Origin of the sequence: Micromonospora carbonacea, assembly GCF_014205165.1 — a bacterium.
GTDB lineage: Bacteria > Actinomycetota > Actinomycetes > Mycobacteriales > Micromonosporaceae > Micromonospora > Micromonospora carbonacea.
This window is the reverse complement of the sequence record NZ_JACHMZ010000001.1, coordinates 566,557-584,716: the sequence shown is the minus strand read 5'-3', so window position 1 is coordinate 584,716 and position 18,160 is coordinate 566,557. Positions and strand designations below refer to the sequence as shown.

The following is an 18,160-nucleotide window of genomic DNA, read 5'->3' as shown; positions in this document are numbered from 1 at the left end:
CGGCGCGAACACCTCCGCCCCCGGCGACCATCGCGCGGTGCGTTGTCCCACCGGTCTGCCAGGATCCCGGGATGCTGATCGACATCGCGGACCCCGACACGCTCTGGGCCCGGTGGGGCACACACGCCGCCGCCCTCGCCGCGCTCGGTCACCACGACGTCTGGTGGTGCGACGCCGACGGGGCCCACCACGACGACCACGGAGGCAACTGGGCCCGGCTCGTGCTGGTCGAGGGCGGCCGGGCGGTGCTCTTCGGGTACGACCACGAGTACAGCGACACGACCTGGGCCAGCCCGCCGCTCGACCTGCTCGCCGGGGCGCCCGCCTGGCTGCCCTGGCCGGAGCTGACCCGGTTCGCCGAGGAGGACCAGCTCGGCTACGTCCACTGGTACGACGCCGGTGGCTGGGCCCGGGTCGCGTACCCGGAACCGAACCTGGGAGACGGCCTGTCGGCCACGGCCGGGCCGGTGCTCGACGGCGACCGGGCCCGGCGGGAACTGCTCGACGTGGTCTTCGAGTGGGGCGGGCACGACGCCGCGGACGAGGCGGAGCGGGCCGACGTGACGGCGGCGGCCGACCGGCTGCTCGCCGCGGCGGTCGCCGGGCTCGTCGACGCGGCGGCGCTGGACGGGCTGCTCGGCCGGCTCCGGCCCGACCGGGTCGACGTGGCCGCCGGCCTGGCGATGGCCGCGCGCGCCGGGCTGACCCCGGGCACCGCCCGGCCGGAGGTCCCCGCGTCGGTCGAGGCCCCGCCGCGGCGCGTCCGGGTGCTCAGCGACGACCAGCACGACGAGCTGGTCTGGGCCGCCATGCGCGCGGCTGCCGAGACGCCCCGCCCGGCCCCGACGCCCACCGCGGAGCTGGCGGCCCTCGTCGACTGGGCGCGCCGCCGGGCCCCGGCCGGGGACGGCCGCTGCGCGCTGGTCGTCCAGGTCACCGACAGCGCCCTCAGCCAGCACGACGGCGACCCGGCACCCGCCCCACGGCCCGGCGAGGACGACTGGACGGCCTTCCGGGAGGCCGGCGAGCTGGTCCGGCGGCTCCGGGCCGCCGAGGCCGACCCGGCCCACGGCCGCTGGATCTTCCTCCGCCTCCGGACCACGGCCGACGGCTTCACCGTCGACCGGTGCTACGACTCGTGGCCGGAATGGCTGCCGCACCACGGCCGGGGCGGGCCGTGGCGCGGCGAGCTCCAGGCGGAGCTGGACCGCCGGTCGCCGGAGTTCCGGCCGCCCTGGTCGGTGCTGCTGGCCCCGGAGGTCGCCCACCTCGGGCCGCCGCCGTCCTTCGCCACGCCCACCGCCGGGTGACCGGCGCGCCGCCCGCCACGCCCACCGCCGGGTGACCGGGCCACCGGCGCGCCACCCGCCACGCCCACGGCCGGGTGACCCACCTGCCGGCGCGGCTCCGCCCGACGGTCAGCGCACGGTGACCCGGACGGTGTGCCAGCCCGTCGCGCCGTCCGGGTCGACCCGCTGCCGGCGCTCGGTCTGCGTCTCGCCGTCGGCGTCGGTGGCCCGCACCTGGAGGGTGTGCTCGCCGGGGGTGGCCGTCCACTGCCAGGACCACTGCACCCAGGTGTCCACCGACACCGTCGGGGCGAGCGTCGCCTCCCGCCACGGGCCGTCGTCGACGCGTACCTCGACCCGGCGGATGCCCCGGTGCTGCGCCCAGGCCACCCCGGCGACCATGACCGGGCCGGCGGTGAGCCGGTTGCGCGGGCGGGGCGTGTCGATCCGTGACTGCGTCTTGATCGGCCCCTGCGCCGACCAGCCCCGGGGCACCCAGTACGCGTCGAAGTCGGCGAAGCTGGTCAGCTCCAGCTCGGTCACCCACTTGCAGGCGGAGACGTAGCCGTAGAGGCCGGGCACCACCATGCGGACGGGGAAGCCGTGCTCCACCGGCAGCGGCTCGCCGTTCATCCCCACCGCGAGCAGGGCGTCGCGGCCGTCGCGCAGCGCCGCCGTCGGGGTGCCGCACGTCCAGCCGTCGACCGAGCGCCCGACGACCTGGTCCGCGCCCTCCTCCGGCTGCGCCTCGTCGAGCAGCTCCCGGATCGGCACCCCCAGCCAGCGGGCGTTGCCGATCAGGTCCCCGCCTACCTCGTTCGACACGCAGGCCAGGGTGACGTACCGCTCGACCATGGGGCGGGCCAGCAGGTCGGCGAAGGTCAGCTCGATCGGGTTGCGCACCCGGCCGTGGATGCGCAACCGCCAGGTGTCCGGGTCCACCTGGGGCACCACCAGCGCGGTGTCGATGCGGTAGAACCCGGACGTCGGGCTGACGTAGGGGGCGAGCTGGGTGAGGGAGAGATCCGCGCCGGCCGGCACCGGCGGCGCGGGCGAGGCCGGCGCGGGCAGGGCGACCGCCTGCCGGGCCTCCGCCACCCCGCGCCGCCCGGCCAGCCAGTGCCCGCCCAGCCCGGTCACGACGGCCGCGCCGGCCAGCGCGCCGACGCCGGTCAGGAACCGCCGCCGCCCCTCCGCGCGCTCGGGGCGCTCGGGGCGCTCGGGGCGCAAGGAAGGGCCCCTTGTTAACAGGGGGGTGTTAACAAGGGGCCCTTCCTTGCCGGCGGCGGCGGTGGGCGGGGTCCACGGCCAGGGGTCGGGGTGCAGGGGGCCGGCCAGCAGGAGCCAGAGCGTCAGCGCGCCGAGGGCCGCCCCGGCCAGCGCCGGCAGCGCGTCGGTGGCGTCCGCGCCGGCCCGGGTCAGCGCGGCGGCCACCCCGAGGGCCGCGAACGCCCCGATGCCCGCCAGGCCGAACCACAGCCGGCGCGCGGCGAGGACGCCGAGCAGCGCCGCGAAGCCGGCCAGCAGCAGCGCCGTCCCGACCAGCAGAGCGATCTTGTCGTACGTGCCGAAGACCGCGATGCCGAACTGCTTGACCGGTTCGGGGACGGTGTCGACGACCAGCCCGCCGACCGCGACCAGCGGGGCCGACCGGGGGCCGGTCAGCACCGCCACCGGTTCGGCGGCGCCGATCGCCACGGCGGCGGCGGTGATCCCGGCCAGCGCGGCGTACCCGCGCGAGATGGTGCCCATCCGCCCAGTGTTTCCGATCGGCCGGGGACGCGACAGGCACGTCAGCGTTCCGTAAGCAACCGCCCCGTGCTCCGGACCCGGGACGGGCGGCCGGGACACGGGGCGGACAAGCGTCAAGGCACGCCGTGGGGAGCCGGCGTGCCTTGACAGTGGTGCGGCTGGGTCGGACCCGGGTGGGTCAGAAACCGGGGCCGTGCTGGTGGCCGTGGCCGTGCGAGTGGCCGTGGCCACCGGCGGCGGCCGGCTCGGCCTTCTCCGGCTTCTCCACCACCAGGCTCTCGGTGGTGAGCAGCAGGCCGGCGATCGAGGCGGCGTTGGTGACGGCGTTGCGGGTCACCTTCACCGGGTCGATGATGCCGGACTTGACCAGGTCGACGTAGTCGCCGACGGCCGCGTCGAGGCCGTGGCCCCACTGGCTGCCGGCGACCTTCTGCACCACCACGTAGCCGTCGTGGCCGGCGTTCTGGGCGATCCAGCGCAGCGGCTCGACGAGCGACTTGCGCACGATCGAGACGCCGGTCTTCTCGTCACCGGTGAAGCCGAGGTCGTCGTCGAGCACCGACAGGATCTGCGCCAGGGCGGCGCCGCCGCCCGGGACCGTGCCCTCCTCGACGGCGGCCTTCGTCGCGGCGATGGCGTCCTCGATGCGGTGCTTGCGCTCCTTCATCTCGACCTCGGTCGCCGCGCCCACCTTGATGACCGCGACGCCGCCGGAGAGCTTCGCCAGCCGCTCGGCCAGCTTCTCCCGGTCCCAGTCGGAGTCCGAGGCCTCGATCTCCTTGCGGATCTGGGCGACCCGGTCGGCGACCTCGTTGGCCTTGCCGCCGCCGTCGACGACGGTGGTGGTCTCCTTGTCGACCACGACCCGCCGGGCGGTGCCGAGCACCTCCAGGCCGACCTGGTCGAGCTTGTAGCCCAGCTCCGGGGCGACCAGCTCGGAGCCGGTGAGGATCGCCATGTCCTGGAGCATCGCCTTGCGGCGGTCGCCGAAGCCCGGGGCCTTGACCGCGCAGACCTTGATGGTCTTGCGGATCGCGTTGACCATGAGGGTGGACAGGGCCTGGCCCTCGACGTCCTCGGCGACGATCAGCAGCGGCTGGTTGTTCTGGAGGACCTTCTCCAGCAGCGGCAGCAGCTCCTCGATCGCCGAGATCTTCTGCGTGGTGATCAGGATGTACGGGTCCTCCAGGACCGCCTCCTGGCCCTCCGCGTCGGTGACGAAGTTGGGGGAGATGAAGCCCTTGTCGAACTGGAGGCCCTCGGTCACGTTGAGCTCGGTGGTGAGCGCCGAGCCCTCCTCGACGGTGATGACGCCGTCGCGGCCGACCCGCTCCATCGCCTCGGCGATCAGGTCGCCGATGGTGGCGTCCTGCGCGGAGATCGTCGCCACGTGCGCGATCGACTCCTTGCCGGCGACCTCGACGGCCCGGTCGAGCAGCGCCTCGGAGACCTTCGTCGCCGCCGCGTCGACGCCCCGCTTGAGGCCGGACGGGTTGGCTCCGGCGGCCACGTTGCGCAGGCCCTCGCGGACCATCGCCTGGGCCAGCACGGTCGCGGTGGTGGTCCCGTCGCCGGCGACGTCGTTGGTCTTGGTCGCCACCTCCTTGACCAGCTGCGCGCCGAGGTTCTCGTACGGGTTGGTGAGCTCGATCTCCTTGGCGATGGTCACGCCGTCGTTGGTGATCGTGGGCGCACCGAATTTCTTGTCCAGGACGACGTTGCGCCCGCGCGGGCCGAGAGTGACCTTGACCGCGTCCGCGAGGGCGTTGACACCGTGCTCCAGCAGGTGCCGGGCGTCGTCCGAGAAGCTCAGGATCTTCGCCATCTGTATCCCTTCGAAGCGTCACTGCCCCGGCCCGGCGAGCCGGACCGGGGCAGTGACGCGGATCGGTTGCTTACTTCTCGATGACCGCGAGGACGTCGCGGGCGGAGAGCACCAGGTACTCCTCGCCGGCGTACTTGACCTCGGTGCCGCCGTACTTCGAGTAGAGGACGGTGTCGCCGACCTTGACGTCGATCGGCACGCGGTTGCCCTTGTCGTCGATCCGGCCCGGGCCGACAGCGAGGACGGTGCCCTCCTGCGGCTTCTCCTTGGCGGTGTCGGGGATCACGATGCCCGACGCCGTGGTGGTCTCAGCCTCGTTCGCCTGGACCACGATGCGGTCCTCGAGCGGCTTGATCGCAACCTTGGTCGCGGTAGTCACGGGCATACCCTCCTGGGGTACTGGTTTCGTTGCCGGACGGCGGGGCCGACCAGCGTCAATCTGCCACATGCCACCGGGCGGGGCCGTCGTCGCGGGTGCCGGTCCGCCTGGCGTCACCCCCGGGCGCGGGGCCCGGAAGCTGGCACCCTCGATGGGAGAGTGCTAATCGCAGGTTAGGCCGTGGCTAGCACTCCGTCAAGGAGAGTGCCAACGCGTCGCCCGTCGTGTCGCCACAGTTCCGCCACCCGTCACCTCGACACGCCGCCGGCACGGGCCCCGGACCCCGCCAACCTCCGGCACCGCCGCCACCGCCGCCGGCCGGCCGCCGCCCGGGCCCGACAATGGGCGCGTGGATCTCGATCAGCTCGCCGCCCTGCGTACCCCCGAGGGGTCGGCCGCGCTCGCCGCGGCGACCGAGGTGGCCGGCGGCGACCCGCTGGCCGCGGCGGCCGCGCTCCGCTCGGCCGGGGTGCCCGCCGGGCTGGCCGCCGCCGCGCTCACCCAGGCCGAGCTGCGCCGCCGGGCGGTCGGCAAGTTCGGGCCGGCGGCGGCCGGCATGTTCCTCACCCGCGCCGGCCTGGAGCAGGCGACCCGGGGGGTCGTCGCGGCCCGGCGGGCCGACCGGCTGCGCGCCGCCGGGGTGCGCACCCTGGCCGACCTGGGCTGCGGCCTCGGCGCCGACGCGCTCGCCGCCGCCCGCGCCGGCATCCGGGTGTACGGGGTGGAGGCCGACCCGGTCACCGCCGCGATGGCCGCCGCGAACGCCGAGGCAGCCGGGCTGGCCGGGGAGTTCACGGTGGAGTGCGGCGACGCCACGGCGTTCGACGTGTCCTCCGTCGACGCGGCGTTCTGCGACCCGGCGCGGCGCAGGGCCGGCACCGGCCGGCGGATCTTCGACCCGAACGCCTACTCGCCGCCGTGGGACTTCGTCACCGCGCTGGCCGAACGGGTGCCGCACACGGTGGTGAAGGTGGCCCCGGGGCTCGACCACGCGCTGATCCCGGCGGGCGCGGAGGCGGAGTGGGTGAGCGTCGGCGGCGACCTGGTCGAGGCCGCCCTGTGGTGCGGCCGCCTCGCCGAGGTCCCCCGCCGCGCCACCGCGCTGAAGGAGGGGCCCCCTGTTAACGCTTTTTGTATAGCAGGGGCCCCCTGCAATCACCCCACCCCCTGCGATCACCCCGCCGGCCGCCAGCCCGCCTGCCATCAGCTCACCGGCTCCGGCGCGGAAGAGGCCACCGTCGGTCCCGTCCGGCGGTACGTCCACGACCCCGACCCGGCCGTCGTCCGCGCGCACCTCGTGGCGGAGCTGGCCGGCGAGCTGGACGCCACGCTCGCCGACCCGACCATCGCCTACCTGTACGCCGACGCTCCCGGCGCGACGCCCTTCGCCCGCTGCCTGGAGGTCACCGACGTGCTGCCGTTCTCGCTGAAGCGGCTGCGCGCCCTGCTGCGCGAGCGCAGGGTGGGCCGGGTGGAGATCCTCAAGCGCGGCTCGGCGCTGGAGCCGGAGCGGCTGCGGCGCGACCTGCGGCTGGCCGGCCCGGAGGCGGCGAGCCTGGTGCTGACCCGGGTGGCCGGCGCGCCGACCGTGCTGGTCTGCCGTCCGGTGCCGGATCCGCTGGATCAGGAGGCGGCGGCCGGCTAGCTTGTCGGCATGGCGGGACAGGGGACTCCGGCGACGGCGCTGCTGACGAAGCGGAAGATCCGGCACAGCACCCACCCGTACGACGTGTCGCCGGACGCGCCGAACTACGGCGCGCTCGTCGCGGCGGCCCTGGGCGTGCCGCCGGAGCGGGTGTTCAAGTCCCTCGTCACCGAGGTCGACGGCGCGCTCGCGGTGGCGGTGGTGCCGGTGACCGGCGAGCTGGACCTCAAGGCGCTCGCCGCCGCGCTCGGCGGCAAGCGGGCGACGATGGCCGACCGGACGGTCGCGGAGCGGGCCACCGGGTACGTGCGCGGTGGGATCAGCCCGCTCGGCCAGCGCAAGCGGCTGCCCACGGTGCTGGACGCCTCCGCGCTGGCCCACGACACCGTGTACGTCTCGGCGGGCCGGCGCGGCCTCCAGCTCCAGCTCGCCCCGGCCGACCTGGTCGCCCTCACCGACGCCACCGCCGCCCCCATCGCCGCCGGCTGACCCGACGCCGCGCGCCGAGCGGCATCCCGGGCCGACGCCCGAGCCCGACATTCCGGGCCGGCATCCCGAGCCCGGCGCCCCGAGCCGGCACCCCCGAGCCGAGGTGTCGGCCGGCGGCAGGTTTGGCGGCCGGCGACATCGGCAACTCTCATGATCGCCGCGCCCGGGCGCGGCTCCTCGGTCTGCCCGCTTTCGGGGCGGTTAGGGCGGAGTGTCGTTCACGTTGCTGAATTGTTACCGCCGCCAACAAACTTCTGACCTCGGTGGTCTTGTGGGGGCGGCGCGGCGCGCAATACGTTGCCGGACACAACAAAACACCGCCCCACTCCCGCTCCCCCACCCCGAAAGGACCCGTGCAGATGCGCAAGGGCTTCCTCACCTTCGCCGCCGTGGGCCTGCTGGCCGCCGGCAGCATGGCCGCCTGCGGCGAGAACTCCGACAGCGGCGACCAGGCCGGCTCCTCCGCCAAGAAGCCGAAGATCGGCGTGATCCTGCCGGACAGCAAGTCCTCCGCCCGCTGGGAGGGCGCCGACCGCAAGTTCCTGGAGGCCGCGTTCAAGACCGCGAACGTCGAGTACGACATCCAGAACGCGCAGGGCGACAAGACCGCGTTCCAGACCATCGCGGACCAGATGATCACCAACGGGGTGACCACCCTGATGATCGTCAACCTGGACTCGGGCACCGGCAAGGCCGTGCTCGACAAGGCCAAGTCGCAGGGCGTCGCCACGATCGACTACGACCGGCTCACGCTGGGCGGCTCCGCGCAGTACTACGTCAGCTTCGACAACGAGGCCGTCGGCAAGCTCCAGGGCGAGGGTCTGGCCAAGTGCCTGACCGACAAGGGCGTCAAGAACCCGGCGATCGCCTACCTCAACGGCTCGCCGACCGACAACAACGCGACCCTGTTCAAGAACGGGTACGACTCGGTGCTCAAGCCGAAGTTCGACTCGAAGGAGTACACCAAGGTCGCCGACGACTCGGTGCCGGACTGGGACAGCACGCAGGCCGCCACGATCTTCGAGCAGCAGTACACCAAGGCCAGCGGCAAGATCGACGGAGTGCTGGCCGCGAACGACGGCCTCGGCAACGCCGCCATCTCCGTGCTGAAGAAGAACAAGCTCAACGGCAAGGTCCCGGTGACCGGGCAGGACGCCACCGTGCAGGGCCTCCAGAACATCCTCGCCGGCGACCAGTGCATGACCGTCTACAAGGCCGTCAAGAAGGAGGCGGACGCCGCCGCCGAGCTGGCCATCGCGGTCGCCAAGGGCGAGAGGAAGGACACCGGGCAGACCGTCAAGGACGTCGAGGGCAACCGGGACGTCCCGGCCGTGCTGCTGGAGCCGAAGGCCATCTACAAGGACAACGTCAAGGACGTCGTCGCCGACGGCTTCGTCACCAAGGAAGAGCTCTGCACCGCCGCCTACGCCAAGTTCTGCACCGAAGCCGGCATCAGCTGACCCGTACGCGACCGTCGTACCCGCCAGGCGACGCCGCCCGGCACGGTGACCCCGTGCCGGGCGGCGGCCCGCGCCGGACGGGCTCCGCGATCTCCCCTCCGTGCATTAGGAGACCCTTGTGTCCGCAACCCCCCTGCTGGAACTACGAGGGATCGACAAGAGCTTCGGTCCCGTCCAGGTGCTGCGCGACGTCGCCCTCACCGTCCACCCCGGCGAGGTCACCGCGCTGGTCGGCGACAACGGCGCCGGCAAGTCGACCCTGGTGAAGTGCATCAGCGGCATCCACCCCGTCGACTCCGGCGAGTTCCTCTTCGAGGGCCGCCCGGTCGGCATCAGCAGCCCCCGCGACGCCGCCGCCCTGGGCATCGAGGTCGTCTACCAGGACCTCGCGCTCTGCGACAACCTCGACATCGTGCAGAACATGTTCCTCGGCCGGGAGAAGCGCACCGGCATCGTCCTCGACGAGCCGACCATGGAGCAGATGGCCGCCGAGACCCTCGCCGGGCTGAGCGTCCGGACGGTGAAGTCGCTGCGCCAGCACGTCTCCAGCCTCTCCGGCGGCCAGCGGCAGACCGTCGCCATCGCCAAGGCGGTGCTGTGGAACAGCCGGCTGGTCATCCTCGACGAGCCGACCGCCGCGCTGGGCGTCGCGCAGACCGCCCAGGTGCTGGAGCTGGTCCGCCGGCTCGCCGACAGCGGCCTCGCCGTCGTGCTCATCTCGCACAACATGAACGACGTCTTCGCGGTCTCCGACCGGATCGCCGCGCTCTACCTCGGCCAGATGGTGGCCCAGGTGAAGACCACCGACATCACCCACTCGCAGATCGTCGAGCTGATCACCGCCGGCCGCTCCGGCGCCCTCGGGCTCGCCGCCGACCCGGCGGGTGGCAACGGCACCGGCGGCGCGGCCGTCGGCACGACCCCGGGAGCCCTCCGATGACCACCACCGCCGTGAAGAAGGAAGGGCCGGCGGCGGTCACCCCGCCCGTCACCGTCGGCGGCCACCTGAGCAACTACGTCAGCCGGGTACGCGGCGGCGACATCGGCGCCCTGCCCGCCGTGCTCGGCCTGATCGTGCTCTGCACGGTCTTCGCGATCATGCGCCCGTCGTTCCTGTCCGCCGGCAACTTCGCCAACCTGTTCACCCAGGGCGCGGCGGTCACGCTGATCGCGATGGGACTGGTCTTCGTCCTGCTGCTCGGCGAGATCGACCTCTCCGCCGGCTTCGCCAGCGGCGTCTGCGCGGCCGTCCTCGCCAACATCGTCACCGTGCTCGGCTACCCCTGGTGGGTGGCGGTGCTCGCCGCCCTCGTGACCGGCCTGCTCATCGGCACCACGCTGGGCTTCCTGGTCGCGAAGGTCGGCATCCCGTCGTTCGTGGTCACCCTCGCCGGCTTCCTCGCCTTCCAGGGCATCGTGCTGATGCTGATGAAGGAGGGCGCCAACATCTCGGTACGCGACGACACGCTGGTGGCGATCGCCAACCGCAACCTCCCGCCCGCGATCGGCTGGGTGCTGGCCGCCGTCGCCGTCGCCGGCTACGCGGCGGTGCAGCTCGTGCGGCACCGCAACCGCTCCGCCCGGGGGCTCGTCACCGACCCGCTGGCCGTCGTGGCCGCCCGGGTCGGCGTGCTGGCGGTCATCCTCGGCGTCGCCGTGTACGTGCTCAACCTGGAGCGCAGCCGCAACGTCCTGATCACCTCGCTCAAGGGCGTGCCGATCGTGGTGCCGATCATCGCGGTGCTGCTGATCGCCTGGACGTTCGTGCTCCAGCGCACCAGCTACGGCCGGCACGTCTACGCGGTCGGCGGCAACAAGGAGGCGGCCCGCCGCGCCGGCATCAACGTCGACCGGATCCGCATCTCGGTCTTCGTCATCTGCTCCTCGATGGCCGCGATCGGCGGCATCGTGGCGGCGAGCAGGGCCAACTCGGTGGACCCCAACACGGGTGGCAGTAATGTGCTGCTCTACGCCGTGGGCGCGGCGGTGATCGGCGGCACCAGCCTCTTCGGGGGCAAGGGCCGGGTGCTCGACGCCGTGCTCGGCGGCGCGGTGGTCGCCGTGATCGACAACGGCATGGGTCTGATGGGCTACAGCTCGGGGGTCAAGTACGTGGTCACGGGCGTGGTACTGCTGCTCGCCGCGAGCGTGGACGCGCTGTCCCGCCGCCGGTCGGCGGCCACCGGCAACCGTTGACACCCGCACGGAAGCACCGGTAGCGATGCGCGTGGGACCGAGCCAGGACGAGATCCGTCGGCAGAACCTCGGTGCCCTGCTGCGCTACGTGCACGTCCACGGCGCGACGACCCGCGCCGAGCTGACCACCACCCTCGGGCTCAACCGGAGCACCATCGGCGCGCTGACCGCCGACCTGGCCGGCGCCGGGCTGGTCAGCGAGGGGGCGCCGAAGGAGACCGGCCGGGCCGGACGACCGTCGCTGGTCGTCCGGCCCGAGTCGGAACGCGTCTACGCGTACGCGTACAGCGTGGAGGTGGACCGGCTGCGGGCCGCACGGATCGGCCTGGGCGGCGCGGTGCTCGACCGCCGGGAGGTCGACCGGCCCCGCAACCTGGTGGCCGGGGAGGCCGCGCCGCTGCTGGCCGGCGCGGTCAAGGAGATGCACCAGTCCGTCGCCGCCGACGCGGTCTGCGTCGGGGCCGGGGTGGCGGTCTGCGGCATGGTCCGCCGCGACGACGGCCTGGTCCGGCTCAGCCCGACCACCGGCTGGGTCGACGAGCCGATCGGCGCGGCCCTCGCCGCCGAGCTGGGCATCGACGTGCCGATCACCGTCGGCAACGTGGCCGACGTGGCGGCGTTCGCCGAGCACGCCCGGGGCGTCGCCGCCGGCTGCGACAACGTCATCTACCTGTACGGGGACGTCGGCGTCGGCGCCGGCATCATCGCCGGCGGCCGGCGGCTGACCGGGCACGGCGGGTACAGCGGCGAGGTCGGGCACATGGTGGTGGTGCGCGACGGCCAGCCCTGCGAGTGCGGCTCGCGGGGCTGCTGGGAGACCGAGATCGGCGAGCACGGGCTGCTGCGGGCCGCCGGCCGCTCCGACGCCCGGGGGCCCGACGCGGTGCTGGCCGTCTTCGAGGCCGCCGACCGGGGCGACGCGCGGGCCCAGACGGCGGTACGGCAGGCCGGCGACTGGCTCGGCTTCGGCGTGGCCAACCTGGTCAACATCTTCAACCCCGAGATGGTCATCTTCGGCGGCGCGATGCGGGACCTCTACCTCGCCGCGGCGGCCCAGGTGCGCAGCCGGCTCAACTCGATCGGGCTGCCGGCCTGCCTGGAGCACGTGCGGCTGCGTACCCCGAAGCTCGGCGACGACGCGGCGCTGATCGGCGCGGCGGAGCTGGCGTTCGAGCGGCTGCTCGCCGACCCCCTCGACGCGGCCTGACCGCCCGCCGCGCGGGCGTGCCGCGACCGGGCGCGGCTGCGTACGCTGTCCGGCGTGGACGTCGAGCTGCGCGCCTCCGACGACGACCGGCACCGGGTGGTCGCCGACCTGCAACGGCACGCCTCGGCGGGCCGGCTCACCCTGGACGAGTTCTCCGAGCGGGCCGCCGACGCCTGGGCCGCCCGCACCCTCGGCGACCTGGCCGCGGTGACCCGGGACCTGCCGGCCGACCCGGTCCTCCCCGCCTCGCCCGCGCACGGCCGGCGCGACCTGCTGGTCGTCTTCGCGGTCGCCGTCGCCACGCTGCTCCTGCTCGGCCTGCTGATGGCCGTCACCCGCTGACCCGCGCCGCCGGCGGATCCACGCCGTCGGATTTCGCGAGACGCTCTTCCGGGATCCGGATGAACTGATCGCGGCGACGATCCGTACCAGTGACCGGAGGGGCGGCCCGGGGGACCCGGCCGCCCGGACGGACGCGTTCGGCCCGGACCGAGGAGGCACCGCACCCATGGCACCGCTCAGATCCGCACGTCGCCGGCCAGGGCACCGGACCCACCGGATGGCGGCGCTGGTGGTCACCTTCGTCGCCGCGCTCGGGGTGCTCCCCGGCGTGGCCGTCGCCGCACCCGCCAACGCCCAGCTCAACGCCGCCGACATGACGCTGCTCGCCGGCGTACGGCTGGCCGGCCTGTGGGAGATGCCGGCCGGTGAGATGGCCGCCGAGAAGGGCCAGTCGGCCCGGGTGCGCGAGATCGGCGCGGAGATCTCCCGGCAGCACGGGGTGCTGGACCAGCTCGTCGTGGACGCCGCCAACAAGCTCGGCGCGACCCTGCCCTCGGACGCCACCGCCGAGCAGAAGGGGTGGCTCAAGGAGATGCAGGAGTCCAGCGGCGGCCGGTTCGACCAGATCTTCGTGACCCGGCTCCGGGTGGCGCACGGCAAGATCTTCCCCGTCATCGGCGCGGTGCGCGCCAGCACCAGGGACGCGACCGTCCGCAAGCTCGCCGACGAGGCCAACGACTTCGTCTCCGACCACATGGCGATGCTGGAGAGCACCGGCCTGGTCCGCTGGGAGCAGCTCCCGCCCGCCGCCCTCCCCCCGGCGCAGAGCGACTCGCTGGTCGCGGCGGCCGCCGCGAACGTCGGCAGCGGCGGCCGGCTCGGCGTCAGCACGACGGTGGTGTGGCTGGTCTTCATCGCCGCGCTCGGCACCGGCGGCATCGCCACGTACCGCATCCTGCGCCGCAGCTGACGGAAGCCGGGGTGCGGGCTGTCACTGCTGCTGCGGTTAGGAGGGGCCCCCTGTGCAACAGAAAGCGTTAACAGGGGGCCCTTCCTTGCGCGCCGTCAGCGGTCGACCTCGGTGAAGTCCCACGCGTGCGGGGGCCGGGCCAGCAGCGTCGCGGGCGGGTCGGGCAGCGGCCGGGGGCTGCTGCGCCACTTCGAGATCACCACCACCCGGTGATCGGTGGAGCTGAACACCTCGCTGGACACGTGCAGCGGGTCGTGCTCGACCTCTGGCAGCGCCGTGTCGCAGACCCAGGTGATCAGGTCGGCGAAGCCGTAGGGCTCCGCCCGCGCCTCCCACATCCGTACGATCACGTCGTCACTCCCCTCGCTCGTGTCGGGCCTCCGGCGGCGCCTCCGGGCCGGGCCTCGCCGTCACACGCTGACCGTGGTCAGCGGCAGGGCCGAGTCGGCCGGCAGGTCGAGCCGGCTGGGCGCGACGCCCGCCGCGACCAGGTGCGAGCCCAGCGCGGCCACCATCGCCCCGTTGTCGGTGCACAGCTTCGGCCGGGGCACCCGCACCCGGATGCCGAGCTTCGCCGCCCGGTGCTCGGCCAGCACCCGCAGCCGCGAGTTCGCCGCCACGCCCCCGCCGATCACCAGCGTGTCCACCCCGTGCGCCTGGCACGCGGCCAGCGCCTTGGCGGTGAGCACGTCGCAGACCGCCTCCTGGAACGACGCGGCCACGTCGGCCACCGGCACCGGCTCGCCGGCCCGCTGGCGGGCCTCCACCCAGCGGGCCACGGCCGTCTTCAGGCCGGAGAAGGAGAAGTCGTAGCGGTGGGCGGCGAGATCCTTGGCGGCGGTGAGGCCGCGCGGGAAGCCGATCGCGGCCGGGTCGCCGGCGGCGGCCTCCCGGTCGATGTACGGGCCGCCGGGGAACGGCAGGCCGAGCAGCCGGGCCACCTTGTCGAACGCCTCACCGGCGGCGTCGTCGATGGTCGCGCCGAGCGGGGTCACCCCCCGGGCCAGGTCGTCGACGAGCAGCAGGGACGAGTGCCCGCCGGAGACCAGCAGGGCGATCGCCGGCTCGGGCAGCGGACCGTGCTCCAAAGTGTCCACGGCGACGTGGGCGGCGAGGTGGTTCACCCCGTACACCGGCTTCTCGGCGGCCAGCGCGTACCCCTTCGCGGCGGCCACGCCGACCAGCAGCGCGCCGGCCAGCCCCGGGCCGGACGTCACCGCGATGGCGTCGACGTCGGCCATGGTCACCCCCGCCTCGGCCAGCGCCCGGTCCATGGTGGGCACGATGGCCTCCAGGTGGGCGCGGCTGGCCACCTCGGGCACCACCCCGCCGAACCGGGCGTGCTCGGCGACACTGGAGGCCAGCGCGTCCGCGAGCAGGGTGTGCCCGCGCACGATGCCGATGCCGGTCTCGTCGCAGGAGGTCTCGATGCCGAGGATGAGCGGTGCGTCGGCCATGGCTCCTCAGTCCTGGTCGCGCCGCATGACCAGCGCGTCGGTGTTGCTGGGTTGGTAGTAGCCGCGGCGCACGCCGATCGGCTCGAAGCCGTACGTCGCGTAGAGCCGCTGGGCGGGGCCGTTGTCCGCCGCCACCTCCAGCAGCGTGCTGCGTACGCCCCGGCGGGCCGCCTCGGCGAGCAGCGCCTCCAGCAGCGCCCGGCCCACCCCGCGCCGCTGGGCGTCCCGGGCGACGGCGATGTTCTGCACCCACGCCTCGTCCGGCGCGGCGACGGCCAGCCCGGCGTAGCCGATCACGGCGTCCCCGTCGGCCGGGGTGGCGACCAGGTAGAAGTGGCCGTTGGCCAACTCGTTCCAGAACATCGCCGGTGACCACCGTTCGGCCCCGAACAGGTCCGCCTCGATCGGGAGCACGTCGTCGACGTGCCACCAGCGGAACCGGCCCAGCCGGATCCCCTCCGGGCCGGGCCGCTCCGGCCGGCTCACCGCCGGCGCTCCCGCCCGCCCGCGGCAGGCGCTCCCGCCCGCCCGGCAGCCCGCCCGCTCACGGCAGGCGCTCCCGCCCGCCCGGCGGCCCGCCGGCTCACGGCAGGCGCGACCATCCGCTCGGCGTCCCGCCGGCTCACGGCAGGACCGGCTTGCGGGCGGTGGCGGCCACGGCGTCGGGGCGGCGCAGGTACAGGGGGGTGAGCGGCTCGCCGGGCGTGCCGGCCCGGATCCGCTCGGCGGCGAGCAGGGCCAGCGCGGTCGGGTCCGGGTAGCGGGGCTCGGCGCGCAGCGGCAGGCCGAGCACGTCGGCGTACCGGTGTGCGCCGTCGCCGACCGCGGCGGTGGCCCCCAGGTCGCGGGCGCGCTGCGCGACGACCGCCGGGGTGTCGACGTCGGGGCCGGCGATCCGCTGGCCCGCGCCGTCGTACACCGCCCAGTAGACCTCCCGGCGGCGGGCGTCGGCCGCCGCCAGGACCGGCCCGCCGGCCGCCGCCGGGTGGCCGATCCCGTCCAGCGAGCACACGCCGTACGCCGCGACGCCGAGCACCTGGGCCATGGTGGCGGCGGTGACCAGCCCCACCCGCAGCCCGGTGAACGGGCCGGGGCCGAGGCCGGCGACGATCGCGGTCAGGTCGGCGGGGCGGGCGGCGACCTCGGCGAGGACGGCGTGCACCTGCGGGGCGAGCAGTTCGCCGTGCGCGCGGGCGTCGACGGTGCGCCGCTGGGCGCGCGGCGTCACCCCGTCCGCCGTGACCTCGACCAGCGCCGCGGTCACCGCAGGGGTCGAGGAGTCCACCACCAGTACGAGCACGAACGCAACCCTAACCGCCCACCCGCCGCCCCTCCCGCACCCCCACGCCCTCGCCCGTTTCTTCGGTGAAAGCGGCAGAGTCGATCTCCACGACGACGCAGACCTCTTGGTCGCCGAGCGGGTGACGGGGTCAGCTCGGGGTGCGCAGGACCCGCAGGAAGGGGAACAGCAGCCAGGGGCGGCGGCCCCGGATGGAGACGCCACCGGTGAGGGCGGTGCGGACGCGGCCCACCCGGCCGAACAGCATCAGGTTGAGCGCCGCCGGGTCGAACCGCACCCGCACGTCCGGCCGGGCCCCGGGCGCGGCGATCGACACCAGCCCCCGGTGCAGGACGAGGGTGACGTCGGCGCAGTACGCCGACCGGAACTCGACGGTGATCGGGCGTTCCCGGGGCGGCTCGTCGTTGTCGAGCAGCCGCCCGTAACCGGCGCGGACCACCCCGACGAGGAACACCTCGAAGAACAGCACGGCCTCGCGGCCGGGCATCTCCCAGGGCCGACCGGTGGCGCGGGCGATGTCCCACCCGTGCACCAGCAGCTCGTTGACGAGGTGGCCGAAGAGACCGGCGAGCGGTGCGCGGGCATCTCCGAACCAGGGCAGCAGCTCGTCGGGGTCACGGTCGGCGGCGATCGAGAGGATCTTCGCCACGTCGGCGCGGAACTGCGCCAGCAGCGGCGCGGGATCCCGCTCCGTCAGGTGCGCCAGGACCAGGTCGTTGACGCCCTCGATGGTGTCCACGGTGACCGTCGGCAGCCGGGCGTCGAGGCCGGGGATCGGCAGCGGCGGGTGCTGCGGGTCGAGCTTCGTCGCATACCACCAGGCGACCGAGACCAGGTGGACGACGGTGTCGGCGACCGACCAGTGCGCGGTCACCATGGTCTGCGGCCGGTCGACCGACTCGACGAGCCGGGCGAACCGGTCGGTGGCCGCCGCCAACGCCTCCCGGGCCGCGCGCCACTGCTGCGGGTTGACCGTCGCCGTAGCCGCCACGTGCCGCCTCCGATCCGTGGAGCCGCCGGGATAGCGGGATGCCGACAGTCTAAATGAGACGGTGATCGCCCGGTCACTCCGAAAGTGCGGTGTGACCGGGCGACGAAACCCGCTCGGACGGGGCGTGCTGCTCGGGCGGGTGGTCGGCGCGGGCGGGCGATCCGGGCGGGTAAGTGGTGGATCCGGTCAGCCGGCCGAACGCTCCCAGTCGATGGTCGGCAGGCCCGCGTCGGCGAGGGCCTTGTTCGTCGCGCTGAACGGGCGGCTGCCGAGGAACCCGCGCGGGTTCATCGGGCTCGGGTGACCGGCCTCCAGCACCACGTGCTGCGGGTTGGTGACCAGGGCCGCCTTCTTGCGGGCGTATCCGCCCCAGAGCAGGAAGACGACCCGCTGGTCGAGGGCGTCGAGGGCGCGGATCGTCGCGTCGGTGAACTCCTCCCACCCCTTGTTGGCGTGCGAGCCGGGGGTGGCCTGCCGGACGGTCAGCACCGAGTTGAGCAGCAGCACCCCCTGGGCGGCCCAGCCGTCGAGGTTGCCGCTGCGCGGCTTCGCCACCCCCAGGTCCTCGGTCAACTCCTTGAAGACGTTGCGCAGCGACGGCGGGACGGACACCCCCTCGCGGACGCTGAAGCTCAGCCCGTGCGCCTGCCCCGCCTTGTGGTACGGGTCCTGCCCGAGGATCAGCACCCGGGTCTGGCCCGGCCCACACAGCCGGTACGCGGAGAACAGGTCCTCGACCGGCGGGAAGACGGTCTGGGTGGCGTATTCCCCGGCGACGAACTCGGCCAGCGCGGCCGTGCGGGCCGGGTCGAGGTGCGGGGTGAGCAGGGCGCGCCACTCCTCGGGCAGCAGGGAGAGCAGGTCGAGGGTGGGGGCGTCGTGGGGCATCGGCAACCTTTCGCAGTCGGTCGCCCCCTT

General features: G+C 74.3%; 18 protein-coding genes. 9 read left to right on the top strand and 9 right to left on the bottom strand.

Going from position 1 to position 18,160, the window contains the following annotated elements; translation table 11 throughout:
* Positions 1–71: 71 nt before the first annotated feature.
* A complete protein-coding gene (locus HDA31_RS02710) occupies positions 72–1,310 on the top strand; it encodes a hypothetical protein (RefSeq protein WP_178066405.1) in 1,239 nt (412 codons plus the stop codon).
* A gap of 108 nt (positions 1,311–1,418) precedes the next feature.
* Here HDA31_RS02710 and HDA31_RS02705 read toward each other — a convergent pair whose 3' ends face one another.
* The 3 genes from HDA31_RS02705 to groES form a co-directional block, all read right to left on the bottom strand.
* A complete protein-coding gene (locus HDA31_RS02705; protein WP_178066406.1) occupies positions 1,419–3,041 on the bottom strand; it encodes a molybdopterin-dependent oxidoreductase in 1,623 nt (540 codons plus the stop codon).
* A gap of 178 nt (positions 3,042–3,219) precedes the next feature.
* Positions 3,220–4,866: a chaperonin GroEL gene (gene groL / locus HDA31_RS02700; protein ID WP_178066407.1), complete on the bottom strand. Its 1,647-nt coding sequence runs from the start codon at positions 4,864–4,866 to the stop codon at positions 3,220–3,222.
* A 70-nt stretch (positions 4,867–4,936) separates the two neighbouring features.
* Positions 4,937–5,245, bottom strand: coding sequence for a co-chaperone GroES (gene groES / locus HDA31_RS02695; protein WP_012015047.1), 309 nt, complete (start codon positions 5,243–5,245; stop codon positions 4,937–4,939).
* Positions 5,246–5,594: 349 nt separating this feature from the next.
* On the opposite strand from groES, the gene HDA31_RS02690 reads away from it, so the two are divergent.
* From HDA31_RS02690 to HDA31_RS02655, 8 genes are all read left to right on the top strand, one after another.
* A complete protein-coding gene (locus tag HDA31_RS02690; RefSeq protein WP_178066408.1) occupies positions 5,595–6,890 on the top strand; it encodes a THUMP-like domain-containing protein in 1,296 nt (431 codons plus the stop codon).
* 9 nt (positions 6,891–6,899) lie between these two features.
* Positions 6,900–7,379: a Cys-tRNA(Pro) deacylase gene (ybaK, locus tag HDA31_RS02685; protein ID WP_178066409.1), complete on the top strand. Its 480-nt coding sequence runs from the start codon at positions 6,900–6,902 to the stop codon at positions 7,377–7,379.
* Positions 7,380–7,738: 359 nt separating this feature from the next.
* On the top strand, positions 7,739–8,839 hold the full coding sequence (locus HDA31_RS02680; protein WP_178066410.1) for a sugar ABC transporter substrate-binding protein: 1,101 nt from the start codon (positions 7,739–7,741) through the stop codon (positions 8,837–8,839).
* A 118-nt stretch (positions 8,840–8,957) separates the two neighbouring features.
* Positions 8,958–9,779 (top strand): ATP-binding cassette domain-containing protein, encoded by an 822-nt coding sequence (locus HDA31_RS02675; protein WP_178066411.1) that lies wholly within the window; start codon positions 8,958–8,960, stop codon positions 9,777–9,779.
* Entirely contained in the window at positions 9,776–11,035 is a 1,260-nt protein-coding gene (locus HDA31_RS02670; protein ID WP_178066412.1) for a sugar ABC transporter permease, read from the top strand. Before HDA31_RS02675 ends, HDA31_RS02670 begins: the two co-directional genes overlap by 4 nt.
* A 25-nt stretch (positions 11,036–11,060) precedes the next feature.
* Positions 11,061–12,242 carry an ROK family protein gene (locus HDA31_RS02665; protein WP_074472567.1) on the top strand — a complete coding sequence of 394 codons (1,182 nt, stop codon included), beginning with the start codon at positions 11,061–11,063 and terminating at the stop codon, positions 12,240–12,242.
* A 54-nt stretch (positions 12,243–12,296) separates the two neighbouring features.
* On the top strand, positions 12,297–12,584 hold the full coding sequence (locus tag HDA31_RS02660) for a DUF1707 SHOCT-like domain-containing protein (protein ID WP_178066413.1): 288 nt from the start codon (positions 12,297–12,299) through the stop codon (positions 12,582–12,584).
* 166 nt (positions 12,585–12,750) lie between these two features.
* Positions 12,751–13,494 carry a DUF4142 domain-containing protein gene (locus tag HDA31_RS02655; protein WP_074472565.1) on the top strand — a complete coding sequence of 248 codons (744 nt, stop codon included), beginning with the start codon at positions 12,751–12,753 and terminating at the stop codon, positions 13,492–13,494.
* Positions 13,495–13,589: 95 nt separating this feature from the next.
* Here the strand turns inward: HDA31_RS02655 and HDA31_RS02650 are convergent, their stop codons facing one another.
* The 6 genes from HDA31_RS02650 to HDA31_RS02625 form a co-directional block, all read right to left on the bottom strand.
* Positions 13,590–13,844, bottom strand: coding sequence for a hypothetical protein (locus HDA31_RS02650; protein ID WP_043965635.1), 255 nt, complete (start codon positions 13,842–13,844; stop codon positions 13,590–13,592).
* Between the two features lie 60 nt (positions 13,845–13,904).
* A complete protein-coding gene (gene tsaD, locus HDA31_RS02645) occupies positions 13,905–14,951 on the bottom strand; it encodes a tRNA (adenosine(37)-N6)-threonylcarbamoyltransferase complex transferase subunit TsaD (RefSeq protein ID WP_074472564.1) in 1,047 nt (348 codons plus the stop codon).
* A 6-nt stretch (positions 14,952–14,957) separates the two neighbouring features.
* A complete protein-coding gene (rimI, locus tag HDA31_RS02640; protein WP_074472846.1) occupies positions 14,958–15,404 on the bottom strand; it encodes a ribosomal protein S18-alanine N-acetyltransferase in 447 nt (148 codons plus the stop codon).
* 169 nt (positions 15,405–15,573) lie between these two features.
* Entirely contained in the window at positions 15,574–16,251 is a 678-nt protein-coding gene (gene tsaB, locus HDA31_RS02635) for a tRNA (adenosine(37)-N6)-threonylcarbamoyltransferase complex dimerization subunit type 1 TsaB (protein ID WP_178066414.1), read from the bottom strand.
* A gap of 130 nt (positions 16,252–16,381) precedes the next feature.
* Positions 16,382–17,242, bottom strand: coding sequence for a maleylpyruvate isomerase family mycothiol-dependent enzyme (locus HDA31_RS02630; protein WP_083302421.1), 861 nt, complete (start codon positions 17,240–17,242; stop codon positions 16,382–16,384).
* Positions 17,243–17,428: 186 nt separating this feature from the next.
* Positions 17,429–18,130 (bottom strand): uracil-DNA glycosylase, encoded by a 702-nt coding sequence (locus HDA31_RS02625; RefSeq protein WP_043965627.1) that lies wholly within the window; start codon positions 18,128–18,130, stop codon positions 17,429–17,431.
* Between the last annotated feature and the right edge of the window lie 30 nt (positions 18,131–18,160).